This is a genomic window from Bacillus massiliigorillae (assembly GCF_000380245.2).
Lineage (GTDB): Bacteria > Bacillota > Bacilli > Bacillales > DSM-1321 > Bacillus_AD > Bacillus_AD massiliigorillae.
This window is the reverse complement of the sequence record NZ_HG428747.1, coordinates 143,481-155,737: the sequence shown is the minus strand read 5'-3', so window position 1 is coordinate 155,737 and position 12,257 is coordinate 143,481. Positions and strand designations below refer to the sequence as shown.

11 protein-coding genes are annotated in these 12,257 nt (G+C 34.5%); 4 read left to right on the top strand and 7 right to left on the bottom strand.

The genetic code is table 11. The features are described 5' to 3' along the window. Positions 1–248 precede the first annotated feature (248 nt). The 7 genes from gyrA to dnaA form a co-directional block, all read right to left on the bottom strand. Entirely contained in the window at positions 249–2,741 is a 2,493-nt protein-coding gene (gene gyrA, locus TX86_RS24460) for a DNA gyrase subunit A (RefSeq protein ID WP_042352996.1), read from the bottom strand. Between the two features lie 87 nt (positions 2,742–2,828). Continuing rightward, positions 2,829–4,751, bottom strand: coding sequence for a DNA topoisomerase (ATP-hydrolyzing) subunit B (gene gyrB / locus TX86_RS24455; RefSeq protein WP_042352995.1), 1,923 nt, complete (start codon positions 4,749–4,751; stop codon positions 2,829–2,831). Between the two features lie 107 nt (positions 4,752–4,858). Beyond that, positions 4,859–5,086, bottom strand: coding sequence for an extracellular matrix regulator RemB (gene remB / locus TX86_RS24450; RefSeq protein ID WP_042352994.1), 228 nt, complete (start codon positions 5,084–5,086; stop codon positions 4,859–4,861). 10 nt (positions 5,087–5,096) lie between these two features. Continuing rightward, entirely contained in the window at positions 5,097–6,215 is a 1,119-nt protein-coding gene (recF, locus tag TX86_RS24445) for a DNA replication/repair protein RecF (RefSeq protein WP_042352992.1), read from the bottom strand. Between the two features lie 85 nt (positions 6,216–6,300). Then, on the bottom strand, positions 6,301–6,510 hold the full coding sequence (rlbA, locus tag TX86_RS24440; protein WP_042352991.1) for a ribosome maturation protein RlbA: 210 nt from the start codon (positions 6,508–6,510) through the stop codon (positions 6,301–6,303). 177 nt (positions 6,511–6,687) lie between these two features. Then, positions 6,688–7,821: a DNA polymerase III subunit beta gene (dnaN, locus tag TX86_RS24435; protein ID WP_042352990.1), complete on the bottom strand. Its 1,134-nt coding sequence runs from the start codon at positions 7,819–7,821 to the stop codon at positions 6,688–6,690. 179 nt (positions 7,822–8,000) lie between these two features. Further along, complete coding sequence (gene dnaA, locus TX86_RS24430; protein ID WP_042352988.1) at positions 8,001–9,353, bottom strand: chromosomal replication initiator protein DnaA; 1,353 nt, start codon at positions 9,351–9,353, stop codon at positions 8,001–8,003. Between the two features lie 741 nt (positions 9,354–10,094). Between dnaA and rpmH the strand changes: the two genes are divergently transcribed. From rpmH to jag, 4 genes are all read left to right on the top strand, one after another. Beyond that, a complete protein-coding gene (gene rpmH / locus TX86_RS24425; RefSeq protein ID WP_019243402.1) occupies positions 10,095–10,229 on the top strand; it encodes a 50S ribosomal protein L34 in 135 nt (44 codons plus the stop codon). A gap of 85 nt (positions 10,230–10,314) precedes the next feature. Continuing rightward, positions 10,315–10,680: a ribonuclease P protein component gene (rnpA, locus tag TX86_RS24420; protein ID WP_042352986.1), complete on the top strand. Its 366-nt coding sequence runs from the start codon at positions 10,315–10,317 to the stop codon at positions 10,678–10,680. A gap of 227 nt (positions 10,681–10,907) precedes the next feature. Beyond that, a complete protein-coding gene (spoIIIJ, locus tag TX86_RS24415) occupies positions 10,908–11,636 on the top strand; it encodes a YidC family membrane integrase SpoIIIJ (RefSeq protein ID WP_439096922.1) in 729 nt (242 codons plus the stop codon). Continuing rightward, the coding region (gene jag, locus TX86_RS24410; protein WP_081707832.1) for an RNA-binding cell elongation regulator Jag/EloR at positions 11,633–12,257 on the top strand (625 nt) is incomplete at its 3' end. The genes spoIIIJ and jag, both read left to right, overlap by 4 nt.

The window sequence follows — 12,257 nt, the reverse complement described above, 5'->3', positions numbered from 1 at the left end:
TGAACGATTAGGTCGTTTATCTTAACGACTTTTATTATTTTACTATTTTATTCTTTCCTTGTCAACAAGTTTTTTTGACCAGTTAGTTAAGCCCTTATCGACTTTTATTATTATATAATCGTTATACATAAAACGCAAGTCTTTTATTAAAGTTAGAATATTAAATTTATTTAATTCACTTTATCCTTCCATTAACAAATAAAAAAGCTACTAATCCTCTTTACTCAGAAAGGATTAGTAGCTTCATTTTATTCTTCTACAATCTCTTGATCGCCTGAAGATTCTTCTTCTAACATATCTTCTTCAACATCTGACTCGTCTTCTTTCTCTACAATAGCCACAGTAGAGACAAATTCATTATCATCGCTATCTAGACGAATAAGTTTTACACCTTGCGTATTTCTACCAGTTTGAGAAATATCGCAAACCGCCATACGAATGATAACGCCAGCTGCTGTAATAATCATTAAATCTTCTTCACCAGTTACAGTTTTGATGGCAACAAGTTTACCTGTTTTATCGGTGATATTACATGTTTTAATACCTTTACCGCCTCGACTTTGGATTCGGTATTCTTTTTCATTAGTACGTTTTCCGTACCCATTATGAGTGACAATTAGAATTTCCGCTCCTTCATCAAGAAGTTCCATTCCAATAACCTCATCATCACCACGAAGAGTAATACCTTTAACACCAGTCGCTGTTCGTCCCATAGAACGTACATCTGTTTCAGGGAAACGGATCATCATACCATCCTTAGTACCAATAACAATATCTTTATTTCCATCTGTTAATTTAACAGAAATAAGTTCATCTTCATCTTTTAATCCTAAGGCAATTAGTCCGTTATTTCTGATGTTAGCAAAAGAATCTAGTGGTGAACGTTTACTAATCCCCAACTTAGTTGTAAAGAATAAGAAATTATCTTCCTTAAACTCACTTACAGGGATAATAGCGTTGATCCACTCACCTTTATCTACTTCTAACAAATTAATAATAGGTAATCCTTTAGCTGTACGACCAAACTCAGGAATTTCATATCCTTTTGCACGGTATACTTTTCCTTTGTTCGTGAAGAATAGAATAGTATCATGTGTACTTGTTGTTAAAAGATGTTCTACGAAATCATCTTCATTCGTACCCATACCTTGTACGCCTCTACCTCCACGTTTTTGGGCTTTATAAGTAGAAATTGGTAGTCGTTTAATATACCCTTTTTGAGTTAATGTAACAACTATATTTTCCTGTGGAATTAAATCCTCATCTTCAATACTTTCTAAGCCTTTTAGAACGATTTCCGTTCTTCTTTCATCATTAAAACGCTCTTTAATTTCTTGAAGTTCCACACGAATAATTTCTAGGATTTTTTCTTCATCAGCTAGAATGCCTCTTAACTCCTCAATTAACGCTACTAAAGCTTGAAATTCATTTTCAATTTTTTCGCGCTCTAAACCTGTTAAGCGTTGCAGACGCATATCTAGAATAGCTTGCGCTTGCTTTTCAGATAAAGAGAAATTAGTCATTAAGCCTTCTTTTGCAATGTCAGTTGTTTGTGAGCTACGAATAAGAGCGATAACCTCATCAAGATGATCTAATGCGATACGTAATCCCTCTAAAATATGAGCCCTAGCTTCCGCTTTTCGAAGTTCAAACTCCGTTCTACGACGAATAACAACCTTTTGATGATCTAAGTAGTGTACAAGACACTGTTTAAGATTTAAAACTTTTGGTTGTCCATCAACTAATGCAAGAAGATTAATACCAAAACTAGATTGTAAAGCTGTATGTTTATATAGATTATTTAAAATTACATTAGCATTAGCATCTCTACGAACTTCCATAACAATTCGCATACCGTTTCGGTCAGACTCATCACGTAAATCTGTAATACCATCAACTTTCTTATCACGTGCTAATTCAGCAATTTTCTCTACAAGTTTTGCTTTATTCACTTGGTAAGGAATTTCAGTAACGATAATTGTTTGCTTACCATTTGGTTTTTCTTCAATTTCTACTTTAGCGCGAAGAGTAATAGACCCTCTTCCTGTTTGATAAGCCTTACGAATTCCGCTACGACCTAGAATTAATCCAGCTGTTGGAAAATCAGGACCTGGAATATATTCCATTAGTTCATCAATTGTGATATCTGGATTTTCCGATACTGCTAATACACCATCAATCGTTTCTCCAAGTTGGTGCGGCGGTACATTAGTAGCCATACCGACAGCGATTCCTGATGAACCATTCACTAAAAGGTTTGGAAAACGAGATGGTAGCACAGCTGGTTCTCTTTCTGAACCATCATAGTTATCTTGATAATCAATTGTATCTTTGTTGATATCTCTCAGTAATTCCATTGAGATTTTTGACATACGTGCTTCTGTATAACGCATCGCGGCCGCTCCATCACCGTCAACTGAGCCAAAGTTACCATGACCATCAACAAGCATATAACGATAGTTAAAGTCTTGCGCCATACGAACCATTGTTCCATAAACCGAAGAATCACCATGTGGATGATACTTACCAATTACTTCTCCAACGATACGAGCTGATTTTTTGTATGCTTTATCAGAATGCATACCTAAATCATGCATTGCATATAAAACACGACGGTGTACTGGTTTTAAACCGTCTCTGACATCTGGAAGTGCACGTGAAACAATTACACTCATAGAATAATCTAAGAATGATGTTCGCATTTCCTGACTAATGTTAATTTCCACTACTCTTTCCGACATGGAGAAAACCTCCCTTTGAAAGCATTTGCTTTATCTTTTTTCGTTGCTATGTAAAAGGCAGGATAGATGGTGCTATCCTGCTTTTTTCTATATATCTAAGTTTTTCACATAAACCGCATTTTCTTCAATAAAGTTTCGACGTGGTTCGACCTTATCACCCATTAACATATCGAACGTTTCATCGGCAGTAATTGCGTCTTTAAGTGAAACTTGTAGCAATGTCCTTGTTTCAGGATTCATTGTTGTTTCCCATAGTTGCTCTGGATTCATTTCTCCAAGACCTTTATAACGCTGTAAACCTGGCTTTGGTGTTTCAGGTAATGTGTTTAAAATTTCTTGAAGCTGTCTATCATTGTATGCATACTCCATCTTTTTACCTTGCGTAATTTTGTAAAGAGGTGGTTGAGCAATATAAATATAGCCATGCTCAATGATACTTCTCATGTAACGATAGAAGAACGTTAATAGTAGCGTTCTAATGTGTGCACCATCAACATCGGCATCGGTCATGAAAATGATTTTATGGTAACGAGCTTTTGTAATATCAAACTCTTCCCCAATTCCTGTTCCAAGAGCCGTTACAATTGTACGAATCTCATTATTAGAAAGAATTTTATCTAATCGAGCTTTTTCTACATTTAGAATTTTACCACGTAAAGGTAGAATGGCTTGGAAGTGACGGTCACGTCCTTGTTTAGCTGAACCACCCGCTGAGTCACCCTCAACGATATATAATTCACTAATAGAAGCATCTCTAGACGAACAATCAGCCAACTTACCAGGTAAGCTTGAAACTTCTAAAGCCGACTTTCTTCGCGTTAATTCACGGGCTTTCTTTGCAGCCATTCGAGCTCTAGCAGCCATTAATCCTTTTTCGACAATCTTCTTAGCCACCACTGGATTTTCAAGCATAAATTTCTCCAGCTTTTCTGAAAGAATAGAATCAGTAATTGTTCTAGCTTCACTATTACCTAATTTTGTTTTAGTTTGCCCTTCAAACTGAGGATCTGGATGCTTAACAGAAATAATACCCGTCAATCCTTCACGAACGTCATCTCCTGAAAGATTCGCATCATTTTCTTTAATCATTCCTTGTTTACGAGCATAATCATTAATAACACGTGTTAGTGCTGATTTAAAGCCCGCTTCATGCGTACCACCTTCATACGTATGAATGTTATTAGCAAAAGAATAAATATTGCTTGTATAACTATCGTTATATTGCAATGCAATTTCGATTGAAATACCATCACGTTCACCAATTAAAGAAATTGGCTCTTCATGAAGTACTTCTTTCGTGCGATTCAAATGCTCAACGTAAGAAACAATTCCGCCTTCATAGTGATATTCATTCACTTTTTTATTCTCACGTTCATCAGCTATGATGATTTTTATACCTCTATTTAGGAAAGCAAGCTCGCGTAAACGAGTAGCTAAGGTATCGTAATTGTAAACAAGTGTTTCAGTGAATATTTCGCCATCAGGCCAGAACTTTATAATTGTTCCACTCGTATCTGTTTCACCAATGACTTTTAAATCAGCAACCGGAACACCTTTTGCATATTGCTGGTAATAAATTTTCCCATCTTTATGAACAAATACTTCTAATTTTGTAGACAAGGCATTTACGACAGATGCACCAACACCATGAAGTCCACCTGATACTTTATATCCTCCGCCACCAAACTTACCTCCAGCATGAAGGACTGTAAGAATAACTTCTACAGCTGGTCGACCCATTTTTTCCTGAATATCTACTGGAATACCACGACCATTATCTTGGACGGTAATGCTATTATCACTTTCAATTGTTACTTTAATTTCGTTACAGTATCCTGCTAATGCTTCATCAATACTATTATCAACAATTTCCCATACTAGATGGTGTAGACCTTTTTCACTTGTTGATCCAATGTACATTCCAGGACGCTTCCGAACCGCTTCAAGACCTTCTAATACTTGAATCTGACTCGCATCATATGTTTGTTCTTGATCAGCCTTTTGATCCATTGTCAATTCGTATCACCTGCACTTTTTATTTGAATTTCCTTATGAGAATTCATTAATAATCTTTCCGTTCACCCTTATAACATGACCTATTTATCAAGGTAAGCATATTAATAGGTGCGCTTAATCAGGGTTGAAGAAGACAAAGGTGAAAAATATACCTTGTCTGTTGTTATTACGATTGATTTATACGTATCCTTTGTTGCTTCAGCAACATGCTCCGTCGTCTTTCTCAAAAAATCTCTCATAATCTTTGATTCGTGGACTATATGTTGGTCAAGGATTGCAACAAGATCCTTAGATTTTATAACAACCTCACCACCAATACTGATATACATCATGACACCTCTATTTTACTTGTTTCATATCTCCCTGAATAACATGAAAAGTAGCTGCCGCGCGTAATGTTGCATGATCTATTCCTTCAATACTCGTAGTCGTAACAAAGGTTTGTACTTTACCTTGAATCGTGTTAAGAAGATGTGATTGACGATAATCATCTAATTCAGATAAAACGTCATCGAGTAGTAAAATAGGGTATTCACCTATTTCAGCATGAATCAATTCAATTTCTGCTAATTTTAGTGATAGAGCTGTTGTTCTTTGTTGTCCCTGAGATCCAAATGTTTGTACATCTCGCCCATTTACTATAAAAGCAAGATCATCTCTATGGGGTCCAAAAAGGGTAACTCCTCGATCTATTTCTCTTTGTTTAATTTTGATAAATTTTTCAGTGTATTTATCAATCATTGTCGACAAATCCATTGATTCTGATACATCTACCGATGGTTTATACTGTATTTTTAACGTTTCTAAGCCTCTTGATATACCATCATGAATCGGTTCTGCCCATTTTTGTAATAGGGTAAGGAACTGAAATCGTTTTTCAATAATTTTGACGGCATATTGAATAAACTGTTCCGTTAAAACATCAAGCATGGCTAGATCTGTCTGTTTCTTAATTTGCAGCAGTTTTAAATAATGATTTCTTTGTTGAAGTATTTTTTGGAATTGGCTATAGTCATGCAAATATAGAGCTGATACTTGTCCAATTTCCATATCAATAAATCGCCGTCTTACTTGAGGACTTCCTTTTACAAGGTTTAAATCTTCAGGAGCAAACATTACGACGTTCATATTTCCAACATACTGGCTTAAGCGCTGCTGTTCAATATGATTAGACTTGGCTTTTTTACCTTTTTTCGAAATAACTAATTCAAGTGGAATCGTTGAATTTCTTTTATGTATTCTTCCTTCTATTTTAGCATATTCTTCATCCCAACGAATAAGTTCTTTATCATTTGATGTTCGGTGAGACTTTGCCATCGCTAACACATAAATAGATTCCATGATATTTGTTTTACCTTGAGCATTCTCTCCTAAAATGACATTCACTTTATTTTCGAAGCTCACTTCTAGCTTTTCGTAATTTCTGTAATTTTTCACCTTAAGTGATTCAATGTACATACAATCGTTTCCTTTACTTTGCTCCTTTTACCCCGATTCACCTAATATTTTATTAAAATAATAAGTGTTAGGGAGAAAAAAAACTTCACTTAATAAGAAATTTACCTATTTGAGGTATTTCAACTACATCACCTGCACGCAGTTTACGTCCTCTTCTTACATCCAACTCATTATTTATATATACTTCGTGTTCGGCTAAAAACCATTTTGCCATTCCACCACTTTGAATAACATCTGCTACTTTTAAGAACTGACCTAATGTAATATATTCGGTTGAAATTGAGATTGTATCCATATATTTATACACTCTTTCTTTAATCATCTCTAATACTTCATTTTACTAAAAGCTAACTAAATACACAAAGAAAACTAGTTTAATACTAGTAATTTTAATATGCACAAAAGTTAGGTTAAATTTACTTTCAATAAATAATTAAAAGCTGCTAGCGGAAACTAACAGCTTTTAATTGTTTTAATAAGTTCTTACCGGAAGAATTAATTGTAACATTGAATCGTCATGTTGTGGTTGAATTAAAAATGGTCTCATTGCACCAGTAAAACTGATTTTAATTTCAGTACCTTCTAGCGCTCTTAAAGCGTCCATCATAAATTTCGCATTAAAAGAAATTTTTAAATCTTCCCCATTGATTGATTCCGCTTGTACTTCTTCAACAACCTTTCCGATTTCAGGGATATTTGAAGAAATCTCCACACCAGATTGTTCAATTGTAGAAAGCTTTACAATATTATTTTTCCCTTCTCCTAATAGTGAAGCACGCACAATTGACTGAAGGAAATCTTTTGTATTAACAACGATATCCGTTTTACTTTCAGCAGGAATTAAGCGAGAAGTATCAGGATAGTTGCCTTCTAATAATCTTGAGAAAAATAGTAAGTGCTCCGCTTTAAATAAAACTTGATTATTTGTAATAACAATACTCACGGGATTTTGTGAGTCATCTAATATTTTACTTAGCTCTGTTAAGCTTTTTCCCGGAATAACTACATTATAGCTTTCGACAGTATTTGATTCTACTTTTGCTTTACGTAGAGCCAACCTATGGCTATCTGTTGCAGTACAGATCATATCACCGTTTTCAATCTTCCAGTTGACACCTGTCAAGATGGGGCGTGTTTCTGACGTGGACACTGCGTAAACAGTTTGTCTAATTAATGTTTTTAATAGGTCAGTTGGAATAGTAATAATATTTTCTTCTTCAATTTGTGGCAAATGAGGATACTCATCTGCATCTAATCCGTTTAAGCTGAATTCGGCTTTTCCAGAACGGATAATGGTTTGCAACCCATTTTCAACACTAATTTCTACATCATCCATTGGTAGTTTTTTAACGATTTCATTAAAGAATCTAGCAGGTAAAACAATACTTCCCGCTTTTTTAATTTCTACTAATACCTTACCTTCTTCTTCTAATGGAATAGATGATTCAATCGAAATATCTGAGTCACTACCAGTTAATGTAACACCACTAGTTGTTACGGTAATTTTTATACCTGTTAAGATGGGAATCGTTGTTCTTGAAGCAACGGCTTTCATTACATCTTGTACACTTTCTACTAATCGGTCTCTTTGAATAATGAATTGCATCATGATCCTCCTTATTTTATGAATGATATATAATTCTTTTTTAAAAAAAATAGTAGTAGTAATAGTAGGGCCTGTAGATATGTGGATAACTATAATTTTATCAAGGAAAAACAGTCTATCCACATGTGGACAGACTGTGTATAAACCTCAGCTTGTTATCAACAGTATTCAGTTAGCGTTTATGCTTTCAATCGATCATTAATTTCTTTTAAATGATGTTGAAGTTGAGAATCTGTTTGTACTAATTTCGAGATTTTCTCATGAGCATGGATGACAGTTGTATGATCTCTACCACCAAATTCATCACCAATTTTGGGTAATGAAGAATCGGTTAATTCTCTAGACAAGTACATAGCAATTTGACGAGGAAAAGCTACAGACTTTGTTCTTTTCTTCGCTTTAAAATCTTCTAACTTTACATTAAATTGTTCGCCAACAGCTTTTTGAATTTCATAAATCGTAATGATTTTTGGCTTAGAGCTAGGAATGATATCTTTTAATGCTTCTGCAGCTAGGCTTGCATTAATATCTTTATTAATTAACGATGAGTAAGCAACTACCCGAATAAGTGCACCTTCTAATTCACGAATGTTTGAATCAATTTGGTTTGCTATATATAGCATAACTTCGTTTGGAATATCTAAACCTTCAGCTTTTGCTTTTTTACGAAGGATAGCAATTCTTGTTTCTAAATCAGGAGGAGTAATATCTGTAATTAAACCCCATTCAAAGCGAGAACGTAATCGATCTTCGAGTGTTGGAATTTCCTTCGGAGGTCGGTCACTTGATATAACAATTTGTTTACTTTCTTCATGAAGTGTGTTGAAAGTATGGAAAAATTCTTCTTGTGTTTGTTCTTTTCCAGCAAGAAATTGAATATCATCTATTAGTAATACATCAACATTTCTGTATTTATTACGAAATTCGACAGCTTTATTATCACGAATCGAGTTAATGAATTCATTTGTGAATTTTTCTGATGATAAATAAACAACTTTTGCAGCTGGATTATGCTCTAATACATAATGACCAATTGCGTGCATTAAATGCGTCTTTCCAAGTCCAACTCCACCATAGATAAATAACGGATTATAGGCTTTGGCAGGTGCTTCAGCCACAGCTAACGATGCTGCGTGAGCGAATCTGTTTCCGGATCCGATAACGAACGTATCAAAAGTATTTTTATTATTTAACATATGTTGAGGAAAATCAGCATGATCGTCGTCACGTTTCTTGCCTTTTTTCTCAGCTTGCTTAATCGAATCAAGATCAGAGGTATGCTGATTTTGAGGAATGACAAACTTAACTAGTAGTTCTTCGCCAATAACCTCATATAAAACACTAGAAATTAAGTGAGTATACCGTCCTTCAAGCCAATCTCTAGCGAATTCATTTGGAGCCGTAATGGTGAGTGTATCTCCTTGTATAGAAGAAGCTTTTGTTGATTTCAACCAGGTCTCAAAACTAGGTTTACTCACCTTTTTCTCCATTTGGTGTAATACTTGATCCCATAAAGAATCAATATTCTCCAACGTAAACCCTCCTTTTTTTAAGAATATAGTCTATCTGTATATTTCTTTCATTTTTGCATTATGGTTTGCTTTACCGTACTTACTGATTCACACAAAGCGGAATACGTGAGAATACGAAAAGGATTTCAAGATACAATAAGGGATATGAAATCAAATTCTTCAGAGCTCATGGAATAACCACAATAGAACATACTTGTGGATAAATTATATATAAGAAGTAATTTGGTTTTTCGACAAAATCCACAATATGTGGACAAGTAATTGTACACACCTGTAAATAACTATCCACAAGTTATTCACAGTCTGTGGATAAATGTTTTTGTGGATAAAGTTATTCAGAGTGAAAACATTAATATAATATCAAATAAATCAAGGAGTTGCAATGCTTATTAAAAGTTATCCACATTATGCATGGCTGTTAGTAAAAAGTTATCACCAACTATTTAACTTGTGAAAAACTTGTCTAATAGTGTTGTGGATAATGAAAAAGAGGTATAAAAATTATCCACAAGAAGAGAAAATGGTGTAGAAACTCGTCAGAATGCCAAAAATAAAAGGTATGCGCAGTTCGCTGAATCATGTTATAAAATAAGAAAAGTCCTAAAGAAAATTTGCAGAGAATGTGTAGAAAGTAAAAGGCCGTTAAAAACTATTTTTTGATTTCGGTTGACAATTTTTATATACCATCTATATAATTAGTAAGACTGTCTGTAACTGTAATCCTCAGGGAGGTGTCATATAATGAAAAGAACTTATCAACCAAATAAGCGTAAACACAGTAAAGTTCACGGTTTTCGTGCACGCATGAGCACTAAAAACGGACGTAAGGTGTTAGCAGCTCGTCGTCGTAAAGGTAGAAAAGTATTATCTGCATAGGCCACTGATAACTCTCAGTGGTCTTTTTTCAGCTTAGGGCTTTTTCTCTTACAAACGGGATTGATATAACTTGAAGGTGTGTATAATGAAAAAGAAATTTAGAATAAAGAAGAATGAAGAATTTCAACAAGTTTTTCATAAAGGTGAATCATTTGCGAATAGACAATTTGTGATATATATCTTGCCGAAGGAAGAGCAGGATTATTTTCGAATTGGTTTATCTGTGAGTAAGAAGATAGGTAACGCAGTTATGAGAAACCAAATTAAACGATATATACGTCAATCCTTCTTAGAAATGAAAGATGATCTAGTAACTCAGAGGGATTATGTTATTATTGCTAGAAAGCCTGCTGCACAAATGGATTTTCATGAAGTAAAAAGCAGTTTGGCTCATGCCCTTCGAAAAGGAAAAGCATTAAAAAAACATTCCAGAAGAGAAAAAATGCAATAATTTTTCTTTCTACTGAAGAATTGTTTAAAAATAAATGATAAAATACAAAATAAATTTATTTTTTAAGAGGAAAGCCCTTACATAAAGGATCTATATTCAGTGAGCTTATTGTAGGACAAGTTTTCCCCTTCAAATAAATATATAAATCTATACTAAAGTTACAAGCAATAAGGAGGAATAAACGTTTGAAAAAGCGAATATTGCTTATGGTTGGTATCGCTTCTGTAATGTTCCTGTTAGCAGGATGTACGGAAACAGGCGTACCGATTACTGATAAAAGTGAAGGATTCTGGAACGAGTTTATTGTTTACCCACTTTCTGTAGTGATTACAACTGTCTCACATGCACTGGGGAATAACTTTGGTCTAGGTATCATTGTCGTTACAATCCTAGTTCGTTTATTAATCTTACCTTTAATGATTAAGCAAACGAGAAGCACGAAAGCGATGCAGGCTATTCAACCAGAAATGGCAAAGCTTAAAGAAAAATATGCTTCTAAAGATGCTGCAACACAACAAAAATTACAACAAGAAACGATGGCTTTATTCCAAAAGCATGGTGTAAACCCATTGGCAGGCTGTCTTCCACTAATTGTTCAAATGCCAATCTTAATTGGTTTCTATCACGCAATTATGCGTACACAGGAAATTGCGAATCATAGTTTCCTATGGTTTGATTTAGGAGATAAAGATCCGTATTTCATTTTGCCGATTGTCGCTGGTATTACAACATTTATTCAGCAAAAATTAATGATGGCTGGCCAAGAGGGTAATCCTCAAATGGCAATGATGCTTTGGTTAATGCCGATTATGATCGTTGTTTTTGCAGTCAACTTCCCAGCAGCACTATCATTATATTGGGTAGTTGGTAACATCTTTATGATTGTACAAACGTACTTGATTAAAGGACCAGACTTGAAAAAAGCTACTGCTAAAGCAGGAGGAGCGAAAAAGTGAGAGAATTAACTGCTACAGGACAAAATGTCAACGAAGCAGTAGAATCAGCTTTAGCTCAATTAAATACAACAAGAGATCGTGTTGAAATTGAAATACTAGATGAAGGAAAGAAAGGGTTGTTTGGACTTTTTGGTTCACGTAAAGCTGCTGTTAAGGTTACCTTGCAACCTAATCCAATTGAAGAAGCGAAAGCTTTCTTGCAAAAAGTAACTACGAATATGGGGTTAGATGTAGTGATTGAAGCCGAAGTAGATGGAAAAGTCATTACCTTTAAACTATCAGGTAGTAAAATTGCATTGCTAATTGGTAAGAGAGGACAAACGTTAAATTCTCTTCAATTGTTAACCCAGTTGGTGGCAAATCGCCATTCAAAGCAGTATTTAACTATTCTGTTAGATGCTGAAGATTATCGACAAAGAAGAAATGATACGCTTGTAAATCTTGCAGAAAAAATGGCTCAAAAAGTTTTCAAAACAAAAAAAGAAGTTGCCTTAGAGCCTATGCCTTCATATGAGCGAAAAGTAATTCATACTGCTTTAATGAAATACAATCGTATTGAGACATATTCTAGTGGTAAAGATCCTTATCGTCATTTAGTCATTACACTAAAAAAAATAATGT

Excerpts from the sequence above, each read along its gene's own strand:
- gyrA (WP_042352996.1), bottom strand. The coding sequence starts at position 2,741 with ATGTCGGAAAGAGTAGTGGAAATTAACATTAGTCAGGAAATGCGAACA.
- gyrB (WP_042352995.1), bottom strand. The coding sequence starts at position 4,751 with ATGGATCAAAAGGCTGATCAAGAACAAACATATGATGCGAGTCAGATT.
- remB (WP_042352994.1), bottom strand. The coding sequence starts at position 5,086 with ATGTATATCAGTATTGGTGGTGAGGTTGTTATAAAATCTAAGGATCTT.
- recF (WP_042352992.1), bottom strand. The coding sequence starts at position 6,215 with ATGTACATTGAATCACTTAAGGTGAAAAATTACAGAAATTACGAAAAG.
- rlbA (WP_042352991.1), bottom strand. The coding sequence starts at position 6,510 with ATGGATACAATCTCAATTTCAACCGAATATATTACATTAGGTCAGTTC.
- dnaN (WP_042352990.1), bottom strand. The coding sequence starts at position 7,821 with ATGCAATTCATTATTCAAAGAGACCGATTAGTAGAAAGTGTACAAGAT.
- rpmH (WP_019243402.1), top strand. The coding sequence starts at position 10,095 with ATGAAAAGAACTTATCAACCAAATAAGCGTAAACACAGTAAAGTTCAC.
- rnpA (WP_042352986.1), top strand. The coding sequence starts at position 10,315 with ATGAAAAAGAAATTTAGAATAAAGAAGAATGAAGAATTTCAACAAGTT.
- spoIIIJ (WP_439096922.1), top strand. The coding sequence starts at position 10,908 with ATGTTCCTGTTAGCAGGATGTACGGAAACAGGCGTACCGATTACTGAT.